This window comes from Tropicibacter oceani, assembly GCF_029958925.1.
Classification (GTDB): Bacteria; Pseudomonadota; Alphaproteobacteria; order Rhodobacterales; family Rhodobacteraceae; genus Pacificoceanicola; species Pacificoceanicola oceani.
Window position 1 is genome coordinate 57,434 of the sequence record NZ_CP124617.1, and the last position, 19,341, is coordinate 76,774.

Sequence of the window (19,341 nt, forward strand, 5' to 3'; positions counted from 1 at the left end):
TGCGCCCGACCCCCTGACAAGGGTCACGGATGTAGCGTTGAAATCGACGCCACAATTCTCAACGACTGCGCGCACCCCAAAGACCGCACCGGGTCATGTTCTTTGGGGCATTGACGGACATGGTCAATCCATCTGCCTGTGAGAGCGCAAGATGTCGGCAAGCTTTTCGAATACCGCCGTCCGTGCTGAGCCGGGACGCCAGGCAAGGACGACGTGCCGGGGACAGGCATCCGGCAAGGGGGTCAAACGGACGGAGCTGTCCCTTGCCGCCCCGGCGCTGACGGCCAGATCCGGCAGCAAGGTAACGCCCAACCCTTCAGAGACCATGGCAATCAATGTGTTCAAACTTGTGGCTGCGAAGTCATCCTGCTCCTTTGACAACTGATCGGGATAGGCGGCAAGGGCGTGACGCTGCAGGCAGTGCCCCTTTTCCAGAAGCATCAATTGACCTCTGGCCTGCTCCAGCGCGCGGGCGCCTGTTCCTGCAGGTGCAGGCCAGTCTGGCGGCGATGCGAGGTGATACCCGTCTTCAAACAGGGGCGAGACATGAAGCTTGCCGGTATCGAAGGGCAACGCAATCAAGATGACATCAAGGCGCCCGACCAACAGCCCGTCGATCAGGGGTTCGGTCATTTCCTCGCGGAGGAACAGCTTGATCGCGGGCATGGCCTTTCGGATCGCTGGCAAGGCGTGCGGTATGAGATAGGGACCGATGGTCGGGATCGCGCCAAGCCGCAGGTCCCCTTGAAAGGGATTGCGATGGGATGCAGCCATAACTGCGATTTCTTCAGCATCCAACACCAGGCGGCGGGCGCGTTCTGCGATCTCTGTCCCAACGGGTGTCAACATGACGCTGCGCTTTGTCCGTTCAAACAGTTGCACGCCAAGGATCGCCTCGAGTTCCTTGATCCCCGAGGACAGCGTGGGTTGCGTGACGAAACAGATGTCTGCCGCCTGGGAAAAGTTCAGTTGATCTGCGAGCGCCACGAGGAAACGCATCTGCCTGAGCGTAAACATATAGAGATCCTCTATTATTTTTTGCATTATATTCAATTTCACAAATATAAGGCAATGCCCCAGATTGGGTTCATCAGCAACACGGGATCATAAAGGAGACCCGACAGATGACCGACCAGAGCCCCATCAGCCAAGCCACCGCCCAGCCCGCAGGCCCCCGCCTGAATGAACCGGCCCCCTCTTTCGACGCGCCCACGACCCACGGTCAGAAGCGGCTCGAGGACTATCGCGGCCGGTGGCTGGTGCTGTTTTCGCACCCGGCGGATTTCACGCCGGTCTGCACCACCGAATTCATCGGGTTCGCCAAGCGCCACGATGATTTCGCCGCGGCCAACACCGAACTGCTCGGACTGTCGATCGACAGCCACTACAGCCACATCGCCTGGGTTCTGAACATCAAGGAGAAATTCGGCACCGAGATCCGCTTTCCGATCATCGCGGACCTGAACATGGCGGTGGCGCAGGCCTACGGCATGATCCAGCCCGGCGCATCCGACACCGCCGCCGTCCGGGCGACCTTTATCATCGACCCCGAAGGCGTGCTGCGGGCCATGGTCTACTACCCGATGAACGCAGGCCGCTCGGTCGACGAGATCTACCGCCTGCTGATCGCGCTTCAGACGGCGGACGAAAACGCCTGCGCCATGCCTGAGAACTGGAAGCCCGGCGATGCCGTGATCGTGCCGACGCCGAAAACCCCGGAAGAGGCCGCCGCCCGCGCCGGCGAAGGCTATGACACGGTGGATTGGTATTTCTCCACCCGCCAGCTCTGAGGCCGCCCAGTTCCGCCCTAGGGCGGGACTGACCACACCGCACCACCAGATCACAAAGGACCACGATCATGACCGACCAACCCGTCGTTTCCGCTCTCACCGATGTTCTTGGCCAGACCTTCCGCCTTTACGTGCAAACACATGGCTATCACTGGAACGTCGAGGGGCCGCAATTCCGCCAGCTTCACGCGATGTTCGAGGAGCAGTATCAGAACCTCTGGGCCGCTCTGGACGAGATCGCAGAGCGCATCCGTGTCCAAGGCGCCCATGCCCCCGCATCCGTGGCGGATCTGATGGCTCACGCTGCGCCAGAGGCCGAACCGGCACAATCTGCCGAGGACATGGTTGCCAAGGCCATTGTCGAACACGAGGCAATCGCCGCCACCCTGCGCACCGCCATCGCCACCTGTGCCGATGCAGGGGATGAGGTCAGCGCCGGGATGCTCACCGACCGTCTCGAATGGCACGAAAAGGAAACCTGGATGATGCGGGCCAGCACTCGCTGAGCCCCACCCAAGGCAGGAGGACCAACCATGAGCAACCCAATCGTAAAACCTTTCTGGGATAAGCCCACCGGAAGCTGGCAATATGTCTTCCACGATCCCCAGACCATGAAGGGCGCCATCGTCGACCCGGTCATGGAGTTCGACCCGCTTTCCGGCGCGACCGGCACGGTGAATGCCGAAAAGCTGCTGGCCTATGTGCGCGAGATGGGGATCGCACTTGAGTGGATCCTTGATACGCACCCGCACGCGGATCACTTTTCGGCGGCGCAGTGGCTAAAGGTACAGACCGGCGTGCCCACGGCGATTGGCGAGAAGGTGACCGGCGTGCAGGAATTGTGGAGCGACATCTACAATCTGCCCGGCATTGTGCCGACCGATGGCCGCCAATGGGACAGGCTGTTTGCCGATGGCGAAACCTTCATGGTCGGCAATATACCGGTGAGGGTCATGTTCTCGCCCGGCCATACGCTGGCCTCGATCACCTATGTCGCCGGCGACGCGGCTTTTGTGCATGACACGCTGATGATGCCGGATAGCGGCACCAGCCGTGCGGATTTTCCCGGTGGCTCGTCCAAGGCGCTTTATGACAGCATTCAGCGCATCCTCGAATTGCCTGACGAGACACGGGTATTCGTCGGCCATGACTACGCTCCGGGTGGGCGCGCCGCCCAGTGTGAGGCAAGCGTGGCAGAGCACAAGGCGCAGAACATCCACCTGAAGGATGCACCGACCGAGGCGGCCTATCGTGCCGTGCGCGATGCCCGCGACGCCACCCTGCCGCTGCCGCGCCTGATGCTGGCGGCACTTCAGGTCAATATCCGCGGCGGGCGCTTGCCCGAGCCGGAAGCCAACGGAAGGTCCTACCTCAAAGTGCCCCTTGGGTATTTCGAGGCGCGATAGCCATCACCGGCAGCAAGTGTCAGACAAGTCAGGCCTGAGCGTCAAAAGGGGCGCTCAGGCTGCAGTTCCGCTGAACAAGGGCGCGCAATGTCACCAGGCCGAGTTACGGGTAGAAGGCCTCCAGCGCGCGTTCGATATCGCGTCTCACGCGGTTGGCAGCGCGAAGGGGGCACGTATTGGTCAGGTCTGGGTGGAAAATGGCAAGGTCACCTTGCGCCGCCTGCGCTATCCCGAAATCAGGGCGATGGGTGACGTGGCCGCGGTGCCGAAAGGCCAGCACGCCGGCACGGTGAATTGGCAGGTACCGGTGGTCGATAAAGGATGCGTCTCGGTTATCGAAGGAACCGGACCCTCAGCCACCTATCATGTCTACATCTCATGTCCGATGATCCCGCAGGTCGGTCGCGCGATGCTGTTCGAATTCCACTACCACAACAACCTTGTGCCGTCCTTCCCCGGGACCTTTGCACCACTGGAAGAACTGCGGATCAGTTGGCTGGTGAAGGAAGTCGCCCTGAAAGCCACATACACTGCCATGCTGCGCGGCTGCGCCTGAGGAGTACCAGAAATGAAAGCCTGACATCGAAATACTGATCGTCGTCTTCGAGGAGAGTTTCGAGCGTGGGCTGTTCTGCGCTATGATGGGCGTCGCTTTTTTCGTAACGATCGGCAATCTCTACGTGATGATCCGCGATCGCGCAGTCAGATGGCGCAAATTCCTGGCGGCCCGATTGACCTGATCGCTTTTGTCGGTATCGCCGCCGGAGGAACGAAAGGCGCAACTATTCTCGTCTACATCGTCCCCTCGCTTGTCAGGCCACCAATGCACCAACACTCAAATTGGACCACACTGGCGGGGCGGATCATACCCGGATCGCCTGCCGCCACCACAATGCGACGAGCCGACGTTGGGTGGCAGGGTCAAGCGTGCATCCCGGTCGCGAGTTTCAAAGTGTATCGTGATTTGTAGAAGTTTTGGCGACCCCGGAAGGACTCGAACCCTCAGCCTATTGATTAGAAGTCAATTGCTCTATCCAGTTGAGCTACGAGGTCGCGCTCACACCGTTCGGAAAACAGTGCGTAGTCAGTTCATAGATGTGAACACATCTGAATTCAAAGCCAAAAACCCTTGTTGACACGACGTATAGAAGTCAGCTGCTCTATACAGTTCAGCCAAGGGACCGATTGGCTGTCTATTTGCAGATTTTCAGGGTGGGGGGCAAGCCATTCACAGCCTTCGGGACATGAAAACGCTCAAGCGGTCCGGGACGTAATCGCCAAAGGGCGGGCCGTATTCGAAACCGGCGGCTTCGTACAGCGCCCGTGCCGGGGCGAAACCCGGCTCTGATCCTGTTTCAAGGTAGGCGGCGGTCATGCCCATGGCGCGGGCTTCGGACAAAAGGTGGTTCAGCAGGCTTTTGCCAAAGCCCTTGCCGCGCGCCTCGGCGGCCACGTGCATCGATTTCAGTTCGACGGCGTTTTGACCAAAGGGTTTCAACGCCCCGACGCCCTGGACCGCGCCCGACCCGTCCCGCAGGGCATAGACCCGCGCGCCGCTGGCGCGCAGCGCGTCCGAGGTCATCACATGGCAGCTTTCGGCCGGTGTGGCGGCGGACATGGCGCTGTGATGGCGCACCAGAATGGCCTCGACCGCGGGGTCCGCGCTGGTGCTCAGGGTGATGACGGTGGACATGGTCTAGGGCCCTTGGCTGCGATGATCACTGTCGCGCAGCGTCGTGCCAAAATCCGCGCAGGGCAAGGGCCATGCACTTGAATGCCGCGGCGGCAGGCAGGTCAGGCACGGCTTTGCCCGGTTTTTTGCCAAGGCAACAGAAACCCGTGCCTTTTTCTGGTTTTTCGCCTATGCTGCCTGAAAAACAAGTCAGGCGGGGGGCCGTTTTCGGCCGACAAACCCCAGGAACAGTGAGCAGAGCATGATGCATCCAGCATTGCAGCCCCCGGCGAAGGCCGGCCAATCCCGGACTCTGTTCGGGCGTTTGCCATGGGTCAAACCCTTTCTTTTTGTCGTTTTCTCCTTTTACATCAATATTCTCCAGGCCCTGCCCGCGCAGGCCCAGGTCACCTTGAACCTGCGCGACGCGGACCTGCGCAACTTTGTCGAAATCGTCTCCGAGGCGACGGGCCGCAGTTTCGTGCTGGACCCGGGCGTGCGCGGCACTGTCACGGTGCTGTCACCGGACGCGATGTCGAACGAAGACCTGTACCAGGTTTTCCTGTCGGTGCTGGAGTTGAACCGCCTGACCATCGTCGAAGGCGCCGGGGCGGACCGGATCGTTCCGATGAATTCAGCGCGCGAACTGGCCTCGGGGGCCAGCGCCCTGCCCGGCGGTTTCGAAACCCGGGTGATCCGGGTGCGCGACATCTCTCCGCAGGAGGTGATCGAGGTGGTGCGCCCGCTGCTCCCGTCCGAGGCGATCATCTCGGCCGTGCCCGGATCGAACCGTTTGATCCTGTCGGACCGCGCCGCCAATATCGCGCGGATCACCGCGCTGATCGACCAGCTGGACAAACCCGGCCAGACCGCTCCTGTGGAAATCATCCGGCTGCGCAACGCCAATGCGGCGGATGTGATGCAGGTGGTCCAGTCCATGGAAATCCTTGACGATGGCGCCGCGGTCAGCGTCGACCGGCGGTCCAATGCGCTGCTTGTGTCCGGCCCCGAGGCGATGCGCCACCGGGTGCGGGTGCTGGTGTCGGAACTGGATACCCAGCGCGATACGGTGGTGTCGCGGGCCATCGCGCTGAACTATGCCGATGCGGCGTCGATCGCCGATGTGGTGACGCGCACGCTCAGCACCGAGGACCCGACCGGGGTGCGCGCCCCGATCCGCATCATCCCGGAACTGTCGACCAATTCGCTGCTGATTTCCGCCCCGCAGGAACGCATCGCCGAAATCGCCGACATGGTGCGCTATCTTGACCAACGCCCTACGCAAGTCCTGGTCGAGGCGGTGATCTTTGAAATGACGGTCGACGGATTTTCCGACCTGTCCGCGCAATTCGGCGCGGTGTTGAACGATGCGCTGATCGGCGGATCGCAGTTCACCTTGCCGGGTCGCAGCAGCCTGATCAACCTGATCTCGACCCTCAACAACGGCAGCACCCCTGATCCGGGTGCCGGCGGCGCCATCGGTCTGAACCGGCAGCGCGGCAACGACGGTTTTGTCGGGCTGCTGACGGCCATCACCTCGGTCAATTCCACACGGCTTTTGTCGACGCCGTCGATCCTGACCCTGAACAACCAAGAGGCCGAGATCGTCGTGGCGCAGAACGTGCCCTTTGTGACCGGCAGCTATTCCACGGTCAGCGACAACGCGGTGGAAAACCCCTTTCAGACCATCGAACGCCAGGACGTGGGCCTGACCTTGAACGTCACGCCGCAGATCAACGCCGACCGCACCGTGCGCCTGCTGATCAAGCAGGAGGTGTCGAACCTGACCAACTCCAACGCCTCGTCGGGCGGCGAGATCACGACCAAGCGGTCCTTGTCGACCACGGCGCTTGTGCGCGACGGATCGGTGATCATGCTGGGCGGCTTGCTGGAAAACGGCAATGGAACGGCCCGGCAGGCGGTGCCGGGGCTGTCGAAACTGCCGCTGTTGGGGGGATTGTTCCGGGGCAAGAACAACAACAGAAACCAGCGCGTTCTGCTGGTGATGATGCGTCCGCAGGTCGTGTCCAATGACGCCGAGGCGCGGCGGATTTCCCAGCAGCTGGCGCGCAAGGCGAACGAAGTCAGCGCTTCCATCGCACCGCTGGATGATGGAAACTATCCTCAGTCCCAGATCAATGCCCTGCCCTTTGACGGTGTTGACCTGAACCAACCCTTTGATGCCGGATTCATTGATGACGTCGCCCAAAGCCGAAATTTCCCCCCTCTCCCGGGACGGCTCCGTTTCAACGGACAATAGCGGCGCGGTCTCTGGCCACCTGCCCTTTGCCTTTGCGCAGGATCAGCAGGTGGTGCTGGAAGGGGCGCGGGTCACGCTTGGCCCCAACGCCACGCAGCTGGGCCTGCGCGAGGTCCAGCGCCGCGTCGGCAGTGACCCCATCGAGGTGATCGAGGCCGACCAGATCGGGTTCGACAAGGCGCTGGCCGATGCCTATCGCGATGGTGCCCACAGCCGGGCCGCGTCGGGCGACGACATCAGCTTTGATCTGGAAGAGGCGGCTTTTGCCCGCCGTCAGCGCGACCTTTTGGACGAACCCGGCGATGCGCCGGTCATCCAGCTGGTCAACCAGTTGCTGCGCCGCGCGGTGCAAAGCGCCGCATCAGACCTGCACATCGAACCGCACGAAGGCGGCCTGCGCGTGCGCATGCGTATTGACGGCGTGTTGCAAGAGGTGATGAACCGCCCCGACGTGCCGGTACGCCGCATCGTCTCACGGCTCAAGGTCATGGCGGGGCTCGACATTGCCGAAACCCGCCTGCCGCAGGACGGGCGCATTCCGCTGTCGCTGGGCGGGCGGGTGATCGACACGCGGGTCAGCTCTCTTCCCGGTCACTACGGTGAACGCATCGTTTTGCGGATTCTGGACCGGTCCACCGGGTTGATGCCCTTGGGCGATCTGGGCCTGTCTGACACGCAACAGACCCTGTTGCGCCGTCTCGCCGCCTTTCCCAACGGCGTGATCCTGGCAACCGGGCCCACCGGCGCGGGCAAGACGACGACGCTTTATTCCCTGCTGCAACTGGCCGACCGCGACGCGCGCAACATCGTCACCGTCGAGGACCCGATCGAATACGACCTGCCCGGTGTGTCACAATCCCAGATCAATTCGGAAATCGGCATGACCTTTGCCGCCGGTCTGCGCGCCACCCTGCGCCAGGACCCGGACGTGATCCTTGTCGGCGAAATCCGCGACACCGAAACCGCCCAGACCGCCGCGCAGGCGGCGCTGACCGGGCACCTGGTGTTTTCGTCGCTGCACGCCAACAGTTCTGTCGGCGCGATCGTGCGCCTGCGCGATCTCGGCCTCGAAAATTTCCTGATCGCCGCCACCCTGCGCGGGGTCATCGCCCAACGCCTGCTGCGCAAACTTTGCCCCGATTGCCGACAGGCCCAGCCGATCAGCCGCGAGGACAAGCGCCTGTTCGACCGTCACAAGATCAGCGCCCCGCGCGAAACCTGGCACCCGGGGGGCTGCGCCACCTGCGCCGGAACCGGACATGCGGGCCGCATGGGGATTTTCGAAATCACCGAAGTCACCGAAAGCCTGCGCGCCGCCATCGACCGGGGCGAGAGCGAGGCGGCGATCAAATCGCTGGCCCTTGCCCCCAGCGACACCCTGACAGGACAGGGCCTGCAAGCCGTGGCCGAAGGCCGTGTCAGCCTGGACGAGGCGCTGCGCGTCGTCGGGGACGCGACGTGAAGGCCTATAGCTATACCGCCTACACCAGTTCCGGGCGCCGCCGCACCGGGACCATCGTGGCCGAAACCGAGGCCCATGCAACCCAGCAACTGGCCGCGCAGGACCTGCTGACCGCCGACCTGAAGGAAACGCGCAGTCCCGGCAAGCCCGGCGCGCGCCGCGCCCTGTTTGCCCGCAAGCTGGTTGCCGACCTTCAGGCCGTCTTTACCCGCCAGATGGCGGTCATGCTTTCGGCCGAATTGCCGGTGGACGGCGCGCTTGAAGCGGTGCGCACCGGCGGGCACCCCGCGCTTGAAACGGTGGCGGCGCAGGCCCGGGCCGCGCTGCTGGACGGCGCCGCCCTGTCGGATGCGCTCGAAGGGTCGGGCGCGGGCTTTCCCCCCTATTACATTGCCGCCCTACGCGCCGGCGAAGATGCCGGTGAACTGGCCGCCGTCTTTTCCGAACTGGCCGACCACCTGGAGGAACAGAACACCGGCAAGGCGCAGATCGCCACCGCGCTGATCTATCCCGCCTTTGTCGCCGCCGTGTCGCTGCTGGTCTGCGGCATTCTCATGGTGAATGTGGCGCCGGAAATCGTCGCCATGTTCGAAATGACCGGGCGCCCCCTGCCGCCGCTGACCGTGTTCGTCATGGGTGTTTCCGATGCGATCCGGGCCAACTGGAGCCTGCTTTTGATCCTTTTGGCGGCTCTGGTTGCCTTCGGGCTGGCGGTGCCCCGGGTTGCCGCGCTCAGGCATCTGCGCGACCGCGTCGTCCTGCGCCTGCCAATCCTTGGACGTTTGGCGCGGCTGTCCGAAGCGGTGCAATACATGCGCACCCTGGCGCTGGTGCTTGGGTCGCGCCATGCGGTGCTCAGCGCTGTGGACAGCGCCGCGAGTGTCCTGACAATCGCGCAATTCCAGGCCGAAGGGCAGTCTGTCGCCACCGCCGTGCGCCAGGGTCAAAGCCTTGCCTCGGCGTTGGAAAACCTGTCGATCCTGCCCCCCGTGGCGCGCCAGCTGATCGCGGCCGGCGAAGTATCGGTCAGGCTGGCCCGGATGACCGACCGCGCCGCGGCCCTGACCGAACATCGCCTGACGACCGAACGCAAGCGCATCGCCGCGCTGCTGGAACCGATGCTGATGATGCTGGTCGGCGGGCTGGTCCTGGTGATCGTCCTTGCCATCCTGCTGCCGGTTTTCGATCTTCAGGCCGCCGTTGCGGGCTGATCACTCGGCAAAGCCCAAAAGCTCGGGGTCGTCGCCGTCGCGGGAAATCCAGACCCCCTTGTCGTCGATCCGGGTGATTTCGATGGTTTCGGCCAGCTTGTCGCCCACGCGGACCAGTTGTTCGCCGGTCGGGTGATTGACCATGGCCCAGGTGGCATCGCCCATCTGCACCATACCCTTCAGATCATAGCCAAGCGAGGCAAGGGGCGGCTTTGGCGGTTTCGGCGGCTGCGGTTCCGGCTGCGGCGCGGGCGGCTGGGGTTCGGGCGGTTTGGGGGGCTGCGGTTCGCCGAACAGCGCGGGCCAGCTGCGCGGCGGGCGGGCGGCAACCTGATCCGGCGTGCCGGGGGCTGTCATTGGCAGGGAGGGTGCGGCAAGCTGTTGTTCGGGTGCGCTCAGCGCCTGCCACAGCACATGACCGGCCTGCCCGGCCAGGGCCAGCATTGCCAATGTCACGATCCAGGCCAGCCAGCGCATCCGCCCATCCAATAATTCACCCCATCCGGCAGCAGCATAGACGCGATCCGGCCGGTTGGGTATACTGGTGGGATAATACGCAGTCATAACAAGCGTAAAAAAGAGAGCAGACATGCAGGCATTCCCTAAAGCCCGGGCCGCAATCGCCGGCTTGGCCATTGTTTTCATTGGAAGCTGTGATGAAATGCCGGGTGGTCAGTCCGGTTTTCAGGCGAAATATGCCGTGGCGCGCGATGCCCTGGAAAAGGGCCAGTATGACCGCGCCAAACGCCAGTACCTGACCCTGATCCAGGAGGCAGGTCCGCTGGCGCAGCGGTTGGAGCTGGAATATGCCCATGCAGAGTTGCGCAGCGGCAACTATGCCCAGGCCGCCAATGTCGCCGGTTCCCTTGCCCGGGCGCAATCGGGTCAGGCCCGCGCCGCGGCGCTGGCGGTTCAGGGCACCGCGCAGCACGAACTGGGTCTTCAGCTTTTGGCCAAGGGCGAAACGGCGGCGGGCAAACAACAGCTGAGCGCCGCGCAGGCCGCCTTGTCCGACGTGTTGAAGACCGACACCGACCTTGATCCCATCGGGTCGATGGCGGGGCGTCTGGCCAGCATCCAGGTTCGGCTCAAGTCGCTTTGAGGTCAGGGGCGGGTGCGGGTCTGGGCCATTTGCTGGGCTTCGGCGATCTGGGCCTGGGTCATGCGGCCGGACAGGCTTGCGCTCAGATCCAGCGCCTGCTGAAACCCGGCCGTTCCGGCCAGCACCAGCCACATGTAGCCAAGGGCATAGTCCTGCGGCAGCGCGCGTCCCTCGAAATACATCAGGCCAAGATTGGCCATGGCGGCGGGGTTGCCCGCCTCTGAGGCCGCCCGGAACAACCCTGCCGCCTGGCGCAGATCGTCCAGGCCCGGATCGTCGGATTGCAGGATCAGCCAGCCGGCGGTGAACAGGGCCAGGGGGTCGCCGGCCCGCACGCCGTTCTGCAGGCGGTTCAGGCCTTCGGGGCTGGTGTCGGGCGGCACAAGGCGCGGATCGAACACCGTTTTGGGCAAGCCCCCGTCGCCGTCCAGCCTTTGACCATCGCGCGCGGCCAGCCGATAGAGTTCGGCGGCGCGCGCTTCGTCCACCGCGACGCCAAAACCGTTTTCATACATCACGCCAAGGTTGCCCATCGCAACCTTTAGCCCCTGCTCGGCGGCAGCCGTGAACAGCGCGAAAGCCCGGTCATAATCCTGCGGCACGCCTTCGCCGCGCACATACAGCAGGCCAAGGTTGTTTTGCGCCCGTGCATCGCCTTGCGTAGCGGGGCCTTCGTACAGGGTCTTTGCCCGGGCGGCATCTTTTTCGACCCCGGTTCCGTGCTGATACAAAACCCCAAGGCTGACAGCGGCCGCGCCAAAGCCAAGATCCATTGCCTGCCCGTACAGCTGCGCTGCGCGCGCCGGATCGGCCTGCCCGTCCGGTCCGTTTTCCAGAACGGCGGCCAGATCGAACAGGTACTGCGCCTGCCCGGTCTGCGCGGCCTGTTCCAGCCAGGTCAACGCGGTGTCTCGGTCCTGCTCGACCCCCAGTCCGGCGTGGAAATACTGTCCCAGCCGGTTGGCGGCCGCCGCATGCCCCTGATGCGCCGCGCGCGCCAACCATTCCGCCGCCAGGGCGTAGTTCTGCAAGACCCCGTCGCCGTTGTGCAACCGGTCGGCCAGGGCGAATTGCGCGTCGGGGTTGCCCTGGTCCGAGGCGCTTTGCAGCCCCGCCAGATCGGCCCCGGCCCAACCGTCCGCCTGCTGCGCCAGCCCAGTGGCGGGGATCAGGCACAGGCACAGGCCAAGCGCCTTGAGCGACCCAGAGCGGCGCAGGGTCATTTGTCCTGCCCGCCCGGAGCGCTGGCCTGATCAAAGAAGTCGCGCGCGGCTTTCTGCGCCTCGGCCACCTGGTCCGGTGTCATCAGGTCTGCCGCCACCGCCCGCATTTCCAGCGCGGCCTGGCTGCCGCCCGCTGCCGCGATGTTCAGCCATTTGTGGGCCTCGACATAGTCCTGTTCGACCCCCTGCCCCTTGATGTGCAGGACGCCCAACTGGTGCTGGGCCGCGACGTCCCCGGCGCTGGCGGCCTGTTGCAAAAGGGCGGCGGCTTCGTCCGCCGGGCCGTCATGCCCCAGCAGCCACATCGCCATTGCGGTCTGCGCCGGGCGCAGCCCTTCGCTGGCGCGGGCCTTCAGCCAGTCCTGCGCACCTGTGTCCCCGGCCTCGGCGGCAGCGGCGGCCCAGGGGACGGCGCGGTGCGGGGCCAACAGACCGTCCAGCCGCCCGGCGCCGGCCAGCTGGCCAAGGCGCAGCCTTGCCTCGTGGTTTCCTGCCTCGTCCGCGCGGCGGTAATGTTTGACCGCCTCTTCGAGATCGGGCAGCATAGTGCCCGCGCCGGTTTCCATCACGCGGGCCAGGCTGAGCATTGCGCGCGGCGATCCTGTATCGGCGGCCTGAGCGTAGAGCTTCACGGCCTCTTCTGGATTGGGTGGAACGCCGTGATTGCCCAACAGCGCATCACCCAGATCGGCCATGGCCGAAAGATCCCCGGCCTTGGCCCCGGCGCTCAGCCAGCGCAGCCCTTCGCCCGGGTCGGGATCGACGCCGTCCCCCTTCAGGTATTTGCGGCCAAGCGCGCTTTGGGCCTGGACCAACCCTGCCTCGGCGGCGCGGCGCAGCCAATTGACCGCCTGGGCGCGATCCTGGGTCATGCCCTGCCCGGTATCCAGCGCATAGGCCATGTAATATTGCGCCTCGGCATGACCGGCCGAGGCGGCGCCTTCCAACCAGACGGCGGCCTTTTCAGGATCGACATCGGCGCCCAGGCCGCGCGCATAGGCCCGGCTGAGTTCGAACATGGCGTTGACATGGCCGTTTTCGGCGGCGGCCAGCATCCAGGTCAGCATGTCCTGCGGGCTTTGCTCGACCCCGGTACCGTTCTGGTACAGCAGCCCCAGGTAATACTGCGCATCGGGCTGACCGCGCGCGGCGGCGGTTTTCAGCAGCGCGGCGGCGCGCAGCGGATCGTGATCCGGCCCGCCTTCTGCGCGCGACAGATACAGCCGCGCCAGCAGGACGGCCGCGTCCAGTTGATTGTCGGCCGCCGCCTGTTCCAGCCAGTCGCGCGCCGCCATCAGGTCCGACGGCCCGCCGCGCCCCTCCAGCAGCACCCGGCCATAGCGGTACTTGGCAAACGGGGTGCCCTCGGTTTCCGCAAGGTATTTCAGCCCCTCGCGGACCGTGACGAAATCACCGCTGGACCAGGCCTCTTCGACCTGAGTCATGGAATAGGTCTGATCGCTGTCTTGCGACAAAGCTGGCACAGGCGCCAAGGCCAGAAGTAGGCTGAGGGGAAATGCGGCATTGAAAAGGGACATGGGACTCTCAATTCTGGGTTGGTCGCGCGGGTGTCGAAAAATGAACTGGCAACGGCCCAAAGCCTAGGCGCATCCTTGTTTGATTTCAAACCCAACATGGGGATCAGGGCAAAGGCAGCCCCGCCGCCCGCGCCACCCAAAGCGCGCCGCCCGCCGCGCAAAGCGCCGCACCAAAGGGCAGCCGCATGTCGCCGCGCACCGCGCCCCTGCCATGAAACCACTGGCGGGCGGCCACCCAGGCCAGTGCGCCGCCTGACGCCACAAGCACCAGCAGCGCAAGCCCCCCGGGCCCGGCAAAGGCGCCCAGCCCGGCCATCAGCTTGACATCGCCAAGGCCCAGCCCTTCGCGCCCGCGCAAAAAACGATAGCCCAGCCGCAGCAAAAGAAAGCTGCCTGACCCCAGCGCCGCACCGTAAAGCGCCGCCAACAGCCCGATCCCGCCAACGGCCAGCATCATCGCCGCGGCAAACAGCGCCATGGTCAAAGGATCAGGCAGGCGCATCCACAGCAGATCTGCAAAGAACAGCGCGATCAGCAGCCACAAGAATATCGCCTGCAGCCAGACAGACCACCCCGCCCCGCCGGCCGCAACAACGCAGACCGCCGCGCCAAGCGCCGTGATCTCGATATAAAGGTGCCAGGGGGCAAGCTCTGCCGCGCAATGTCGGCAGCGGCCCCGCGACAGGGCAAAGGACAGGATCGGGATCAGATCGCCCACCCCCAGCGGCGCGGCGCAGGATCGGCAGGCCGAGCGGCGGCGCATGACGTCTTCGCCTCGGGGCAGGCGATCGACAAGAACCCCCAGAAAGGACCCGATGAAAGGGGCCAGCAGGATCAGCAGGATCGCGGGCAGCCGCGGATCGGCACTCATGTCGGCGGGTTCAGGCCAGCGTTGCGGGCAATCGCCCGTCGCGGGGCAGGAAGAATGGACAAGTCTTGCGGCGCTCCTCTATCATGGCGGCATTGAAACGAAGGCATCCCATGACGACACCTCATCAATCTTGCACAGACAATCGCGCGCGGCCACAGGACGACGGGTTTTCCCTGCTCGAACTGATGGTCGTGGTGGTGATCCTTTCCATTCTTGCGCTGGTGATCGTGCCGCGGGTGATCGACCGCCCGGATCAGGCACGCGCGGCGCGGGCGCAGTCGGACATCGCCGCCATCGTCAGCGCGGTCAATTTGTATCGTCTGGACAACTACCGCTATCCCACCGGAGCGCAGGGGCTTTCGGCGCTGGTCAGCAAACCGACCAGCGACCCGGTTCCGGCCAACTGGGCGACCAACGGCTATATGGACCGGATGCCGGTGGACCCTTGGGGGCAGCCTTATCAATACCTCGAACCCGGCGTGCACGGCGAATTCGACGTCTTTTCCTATGGGGCAGACGGGGCGCCGGGAGGCACCGGCGCGGATGCGGACATCGGTTCGTGGACCCTGCAATAGGCCCCACATCCAACCCGCAAGAGGCGGGCTTTACCCTGATCGAACTGCTGGTCAGCGTGGCGATCCTGTCGGTTCTGGCGGTGGGGGCCAGCCTTGCGGTATCGCGCGGGGGGAATGGCGGGCAAAGCGATCTGGCGTTGTTCCAGACGCGCCATGAAACCATGCGGCAACTGGCCATCACCGGACAGCAAAGCCGCGGTCTGGCGATCACCAGCCGGGGCCTTCAGCCGGTCATCCGCCGCAGCGACGGCTGGCAAGAGGCCGGCCGCCTGCAACCATGGCGCGGACGGGTTTTGCTGTCGGCCGAGCCTGCTGGCCCTCCGGGCGCGCCGATGCCCGACATCGTCTTTCTGGCCACCGGCCAGACGAACCGTTTTCGCATCGCCTTTGGCGCCTCGGCGCGCTGCGAAAGCGACGGCTGGGCGGGGCTGACATGTTCCGCCGGCTGATCACCCGCCGCGCCGCGCGCGGCATGACACTGGTCGAACTGGCCGTGGCGATCTTTGTCCTGACCATCGGCAGCATTGCCGCCCTGCGTGCCGCCGACCAGTCCGCCCGCGTGGTTGGCGGGGAAATGCCCCGGCTTCTGGCGCGCATCGCGGCCCGCAACCGCGCCGAGGAATTGCAGCTGCTGGCGCCTTTTTCCGGCGGTCTGCCCGGGCAGGTCCGGCTGGGCGATCATGTATTTACCCTGACCACGACCACCGAACGGACCGCCGCCGGCCTGACCCAGACCACCATCACCGCGCGCTCTGACAGCGGCGAGGGCGCGCAGCTTGTCGTTTACATCCCGCGGGTGAACCCGCGATGACCAGGCCAGGCGATGACCGCGGGCTCAGCCTGATCGAACTGGTGGTCGCCATGGCGATCTTTGCCCTTGTTGCGATCATGGGCGCGCAGGCCTTGACGGGCATGTTGCGGATGCGGGACGGCGTGACCGAACGCGCCCGTGAAACCGCCGCCCTGGCCGAGGCCACAAGCCTGCTGCGCGCCGATCTGGCCGCAGCGGTGCCGGTCTTTTTCAGGCCGCCGGACGGATCGCGGCAATCGGCGATCGACTTTCGCGACGGCAGCCTGAGCCTGTCGGTCGCCGGGCAGCCATCGCTGCGGGCAGAGGCCGGGTCGCAGGCGCTGACACGCGTGGAATGGCGTCTACAGGACGGGCGGTTGACACGCCGGGTCTGGCCCGCCCTTTACCCTGCGCGGGCGGCATCGCTGGGGCCGGAGCAGCTGGTTTACAAAGGGATCGAGGGGCTGCGCCTGCGCAGCTATGTCGCCGATATAGGCTGGATCGAAGGCACCCCCCTGCCCGGTCAGGACACCGCCGCCAGTTTTGACGAAGACCGTTTCGTCGCGCCGTCGTCCTATTCGGACAACCTGCCGCTGGCGGTCGAGGTGACGCTGCAAACCCGCGCCTTTGGCGACATCCCCCTGCTCGAGAGTTTCCGATGACAAGGGATCGCGGTTTCGTTCTGGTCAACGCGCTGGTCCTGGTGGCGGCGCTGGCCTCGGTTGCGGTTCTGTTGCTGGCCCGCTCCGAAGCGGGGCAGGCCCGGCTGCAAAGCGGGCTTGCGGCGGATCAGCTGACGCTGAACCTTGATGCCTTTGATGCGCTGGCGATGACGATGCTGACGCAGGACAGCAACGGCATCGACCATCCCGGCGAAGATTGGGCTAAATCCATCGAGCCGGTCGATCTGGCGCATGGGCAGGTGTCTGGCCAGTTGCAGGACCTGCAAGGGCGGTTCAACGTCAACTGGATCGCCATTCCCGGCAATACGATGGCGGACGAGGCCTTTGACGTGTTGCTGTTCCGCCTGGGGATTGCACCGGAAACCGGGTCGAAGATCCGCGACTTTCTGAACCCCGGCGGCCCTTCGGACAGGTCCGGATGGCTGCAACGCGATCCGCCCCTGGCGCCGCCGGGCGGGGCGATCCTGGATATTGGGCAGCTGTTCGAGATCCCCGGCGTCTCGCGCGTCAGTCTGGAGAGGTTGCGTCCCCATATCACCGCCTTGCCCGGCATGACCCAGTTGAACGTCAACACCGCCACGGCCGAGGTGCTGGCCGCCTTTTTCCCCGAGGTCCCCCAGGCGGCGCTGGCGCGGTTGATGGCGGCGCGGCGGCAACAGCCCTTTCCATCGGCCACCGCCTTCCTGACCCAGATCGGCCTGGCCACACCGCCCGACGAAACCGACAGCGATGGCGGCGATGGCGGAGGGGAGGCCCCCACCCCGACCGAAGCCGAAGAAGCCGCGCGGCAACGGCAAGCGGCGCTCGAGGCGTTGATATCGGTCGGCTCGGACTGGTTCGAGGTGCAGGCCAGTGCGCAGTTCCGGAATCAGACGGCGCAGCGCCGGACACTTTTGAAACGCACCGGGGTTCCGGTGGTGGTCGACGTCGCCTGGCGGATCAGCAATCGACCGTGAAAGCGTTTGAAGCATTGCACTTGGGTCCGCCGCCGGTGCATCCTTGGCGCCTGAAAGCGGGGGAAAGACCGGCCGTGGCACGACCATCCACAGCGCAGAAAGACGACGATCAGATCTTCGTCAGGCAGGGCGCGGACAGCATCGGCGCGCGGCAGATCGTGCTGGTGCCGGGCGGCTCTGTGCCGCTTGTCGCGCTGGATCTGCCCGACCGGTTGCGCGGCCAGGCCCGCGAACAGGTCGCCCGGCGCAAGCTGGCCGACCGGCTGGGGCTGCGTCCCGAACAGATTGCGATGCGCCCCTTTTCCGTTGCCACCCGGCAGGCCCGGCCCGAAGCATGGGACAGGGTGCTGACCGCCGAAAAGGGTTGGCTGGACGGGTTGCACGCCTTGCCCGGGCGCGCTGTCCTGCCTGACTATCTGTCGCTTCCGACCGCGCCGAACCTGTGGACGGTGCAGGAAACGCAGATCGCCGGGCATCCGCAGATCATGCTGCGCTTTGGCCCACAAGACGGGATGACAGCGCAGCCCGCCCTTGCCCTTGCCGCCCTGCGCCGCGCGCTGGCCAAGGGCCCCCTGCCCAAGGCGATTTATGCTCCGGCCGGTGTGCCCGCCGGGCTTGGCGACCTTGCGGCGGAATTCGATGTTGCCTTGGCGCAGACCAAAACGCAGCTTGTCGCGCTGGATATTGCCCCCGTCGTCCTGGGGTTTGGGGAACTGTCCTGCGATCTGCGCAAGAACCCCATGGCGGCGCGCGCACGGCTGGCCGACCGTGTGCTGCCCTGGCGCTGGACGGCGCTTGCCGGTGGGCTGGCCGCCGCGCTTTGGGCCGCGGTTCAGGTGGTCGGCCTGCAACGGGCCGAAGCCCGAACCCAGGAGTTGACGGCGCAGACCACCGCGTTGGTTCAGCAGCATTTCACCGATGGCGGCGCGGTTCTGGATGCCCGCCTGCAAGTCAGCCGTGCGCTTGCACAAATGCAAAGCCAGACCGCGCCAACCGGGGACGACCGCGACCCGCTGGACCTGATCCACAGCATCTCGGGGGTGTTGCGCGGCGCTCAGGTCACGCCCGAACTGGTCGAATTTCGCGCCGAGGAAGGCCTGCGGGTGATCGCATCCCTGCCCGATTTCGCCGCCGCCGACAGGCTGGCCGCCGCATTGCGCGCCGATGGCCTGACGGTCGACATGCGCGAAGCCCGGACCGAGGACGGCGAAGCCGGTGTGCGCGCCGAATTCGCCATCGGCCCCAACGAGGCCCCCCCGCAATGAGCCGGCTTCTCGACTTCCTTCTGAAACTCAGCCCGCGCGAACGGGTTTTGCTGGGCGTGACGGTCGGCGCTGTGCTGCCGCTGGGCCTTGTCCTTGGCATTCTGATGCCGCTGCAAGCCGCCCGGATGCAGGCCGAAACCGCCCAGGCCGAGGCCGAGGCCCTGCGCGACTGGGTGGCCAGCCGCACCGCCGAAGCCCAGGGCCTGACCCGCGCGGTGCCGACCCGCCAAGCCGATCCCATCGGACTGAGCGGCATCGAAGAAGGGCTGATCGCCGCCAACCTGCGCCGCGATCTCAGCTCGATCGGGACGGAAAGCGGCGGCGTCATCGCCCTGCGCTTTGACAATGTTGATTTCGTCCGATTGGCAACCTGGCTGTCGTCGTCGCATCCCGACTGGGGCTATGGGCTGGGCACCCTGCGGCTGGAAGACATCGGCATTCCCAGCCGCGTCGAAGCCCGCATCGAACTGCGCCCCCCACAAGACTGACCGCCCAAGGCAGGCCATGAAAAAACCGCCCGGCCTGTTAGGGACCGGG

At 65.2% G+C, this 19,341-nt stretch carries 21 protein-coding genes, 1 tRNA gene and 1 pseudogene; 16 read left to right on the forward strand and 7 right to left on the reverse strand.

The genetic code is table 11. The features are described from left to right. Positions 1 to 123: 123 nt before the first annotated feature. A complete protein-coding gene (locus QF118_RS19160; RefSeq protein ID WP_282302613.1) occupies positions 124 to 1,044 on the reverse strand; it encodes a hydrogen peroxide-inducible genes activator in 921 nt (306 codons plus the stop codon). Between the two features lie 80 nt (positions 1,045 to 1,124). Here QF118_RS19160 and QF118_RS19165 point away from each other — a divergent pair, with 80 nt between their 5' ends. The 5 genes and pseudogenes from QF118_RS19165 to QF118_RS19835 all read left to right on the forward strand — a co-directional run bounded on the left by QF118_RS19165 (position 1,125) and on the right by QF118_RS19835 (position 4,166). Continuing rightward, positions 1,125 to 1,790, forward strand: coding sequence for a peroxiredoxin (locus QF118_RS19165; RefSeq protein ID WP_282302521.1), 666 nt, complete (start codon positions 1,125 to 1,127; stop codon positions 1,788 to 1,790). A gap of 68 nt (positions 1,791 to 1,858) precedes the next feature. Further along, the gene (locus tag QF118_RS19170; RefSeq protein WP_282302522.1) at positions 1,859 to 2,296 is read left to right on the forward strand and encodes a Dps family protein; all 438 of its coding nucleotides are present in this window, start codon (positions 1,859 to 1,861) and stop codon (positions 2,294 to 2,296) included. Positions 2,297 to 2,323: 27 nt separating this feature from the next. Continuing rightward, entirely contained in the window at positions 2,324 to 3,196 is an 873-nt protein-coding gene (locus tag QF118_RS19175; RefSeq protein WP_282302523.1) for an MBL fold metallo-hydrolase, read from the forward strand. Between the two features lie 16 nt (positions 3,197 to 3,212). Then, a complete protein-coding gene (locus tag QF118_RS19830) occupies positions 3,213 to 3,752 on the forward strand; it encodes a hypothetical protein (protein WP_394357102.1) in 540 nt (179 codons plus the stop codon). A 34-nt stretch (positions 3,753 to 3,786) separates the two neighbouring features. After that, a pseudogene (locus tag QF118_RS19835) lies at positions 3,787 to 4,166 on the forward strand (DUF5368 family protein). A 6-nt stretch (positions 4,167 to 4,172) separates the two neighbouring features. Here QF118_RS19835 and QF118_RS19190 read toward each other — a convergent pair. Both QF118_RS19190 and QF118_RS19195 read right to left on the reverse strand, forming a co-directional pair. Beyond that, positions 4,173 to 4,249, reverse strand: a tRNA-Arg gene (locus QF118_RS19190). Positions 4,250 to 4,424: 175 nt separating this feature from the next. Continuing rightward, entirely contained in the window at positions 4,425 to 4,889 is a 465-nt protein-coding gene (locus tag QF118_RS19195; RefSeq protein WP_282302524.1) for a GNAT family N-acetyltransferase, read from the reverse strand. Between the two features lie 241 nt (positions 4,890 to 5,130). Here QF118_RS19195 and gspD point away from each other — a divergent pair, with 241 nt between their 5' ends. From gspD to QF118_RS19210, 3 genes are read left to right on the forward strand one after another with little or no spacing between them, the layout of a single operon-like run. Then, the gene (gspD, locus tag QF118_RS19200; protein WP_282302525.1) at positions 5,131 to 7,128 is read left to right on the forward strand and encodes a type II secretion system secretin GspD; all 1,998 of its coding nucleotides are present in this window, start codon (positions 5,131 to 5,133) and stop codon (positions 7,126 to 7,128) included. After that, positions 7,064 to 8,590, forward strand: coding sequence for a GspE/PulE family protein (locus QF118_RS19205; RefSeq protein ID WP_282302526.1), 1,527 nt, complete (start codon positions 7,064 to 7,066; stop codon positions 8,588 to 8,590). Before gspD ends, QF118_RS19205 begins: the two co-directional genes overlap by 65 nt. Continuing rightward, positions 8,587 to 9,801, forward strand: coding sequence for a type II secretion system F family protein (locus QF118_RS19210; RefSeq protein WP_282302527.1), 1,215 nt, complete (start codon positions 8,587 to 8,589; stop codon positions 9,799 to 9,801). Before QF118_RS19205 ends, QF118_RS19210 begins: the two co-directional genes overlap by 4 nt. Here QF118_RS19210 and QF118_RS19215 read toward each other — a convergent pair whose 3' ends face one another. After that, complete coding sequence (locus QF118_RS19215; RefSeq protein WP_282302528.1) at positions 9,802 to 10,365, reverse strand: type II secretion system protein N; 564 nt, start codon at positions 10,363 to 10,365, stop codon at positions 9,802 to 9,804. Positions 10,366 to 10,462: 97 nt separating this feature from the next. Between QF118_RS19215 and QF118_RS19220 the strand changes: the two genes are divergently transcribed. Continuing rightward, a complete protein-coding gene (locus QF118_RS19220) occupies positions 10,463 to 10,903 on the forward strand; it encodes an outer membrane protein assembly factor BamD (RefSeq protein ID WP_282302529.1) in 441 nt (146 codons plus the stop codon). A gap of 2 nt (positions 10,904 to 10,905) precedes the next feature. Here the strand turns inward: QF118_RS19220 and QF118_RS19225 are convergent, their stop codons facing one another. The 3 genes from QF118_RS19225 to QF118_RS19235 form a co-directional block, all read right to left on the reverse strand. Next, complete coding sequence (locus QF118_RS19225) at positions 10,906 to 12,126, reverse strand: SEL1-like repeat protein (RefSeq protein ID WP_282302530.1); 1,221 nt, start codon at positions 12,124 to 12,126, stop codon at positions 10,906 to 10,908. Continuing rightward, positions 12,123 to 13,571, reverse strand: coding sequence for an SEL1-like repeat protein (locus QF118_RS19230; protein WP_282302531.1), 1,449 nt, complete (start codon positions 13,569 to 13,571; stop codon positions 12,123 to 12,125). The genes QF118_RS19225 and QF118_RS19230 overlap by 4 nt, the downstream gene beginning before the upstream one ends. A 196-nt stretch (positions 13,572 to 13,767) precedes the next feature. Next, on the reverse strand, positions 13,768 to 14,535 hold the full coding sequence (locus QF118_RS19235) for a prepilin peptidase (RefSeq protein ID WP_282302532.1): 768 nt from the start codon (positions 14,533 to 14,535) through the stop codon (positions 13,768 to 13,770). A 110-nt stretch (positions 14,536 to 14,645) separates the two neighbouring features. Between QF118_RS19235 and gspG the strand changes: the two genes are divergently transcribed. The 7 genes from gspG to gspM all read left to right on the forward strand — a co-directional run bounded on the left by gspG (position 14,646) and on the right by gspM (position 19,292). After that, positions 14,646 to 15,110 carry a type II secretion system major pseudopilin GspG gene (gene gspG, locus QF118_RS19240; protein ID WP_282302533.1) on the forward strand — a complete coding sequence of 155 codons (465 nt, stop codon included), beginning with the start codon at positions 14,646 to 14,648 and terminating at the stop codon, positions 15,108 to 15,110. Further along, on the forward strand, positions 15,095 to 15,559 hold the full coding sequence (locus tag QF118_RS19245) for a prepilin-type N-terminal cleavage/methylation domain-containing protein (protein ID WP_282302534.1): 465 nt from the start codon (positions 15,095 to 15,097) through the stop codon (positions 15,557 to 15,559). The genes gspG and QF118_RS19245 overlap by 16 nt, the downstream gene beginning before the upstream one ends. Then, positions 15,544 to 15,921, forward strand: coding sequence for a type IV pilus modification PilV family protein (locus tag QF118_RS19250; RefSeq protein ID WP_282302535.1), 378 nt, complete (start codon positions 15,544 to 15,546; stop codon positions 15,919 to 15,921). The genes QF118_RS19245 and QF118_RS19250 overlap by 16 nt, the downstream gene beginning before the upstream one ends. Then, on the forward strand, positions 15,918 to 16,562 hold the full coding sequence (locus QF118_RS19255) for a type II secretion system protein GspJ (RefSeq protein ID WP_282302536.1): 645 nt from the start codon (positions 15,918 to 15,920) through the stop codon (positions 16,560 to 16,562). Before QF118_RS19250 ends, QF118_RS19255 begins: the two co-directional genes overlap by 4 nt. Beyond that, on the forward strand, positions 16,559 to 17,539 hold the full coding sequence (gene gspK / locus QF118_RS19260) for a type II secretion system minor pseudopilin GspK (RefSeq protein WP_282302537.1): 981 nt from the start codon (positions 16,559 to 16,561) through the stop codon (positions 17,537 to 17,539). The genes QF118_RS19255 and gspK overlap by 4 nt, the downstream gene beginning before the upstream one ends. 74 nt (positions 17,540 to 17,613) lie before the next feature. After that, the gene (gspL, locus tag QF118_RS19265; protein WP_282302538.1) at positions 17,614 to 18,804 is read left to right on the forward strand and encodes a type II secretion system protein GspL; all 1,191 of its coding nucleotides are present in this window, start codon (positions 17,614 to 17,616) and stop codon (positions 18,802 to 18,804) included. Further along, entirely contained in the window at positions 18,801 to 19,292 is a 492-nt protein-coding gene (gene gspM / locus QF118_RS19270; RefSeq protein ID WP_282302539.1) for a type II secretion system protein M, read from the forward strand. The genes gspL and gspM overlap by 4 nt, the downstream gene beginning before the upstream one ends. Positions 19,293 to 19,341: the final 49 nt, after the last annotated feature.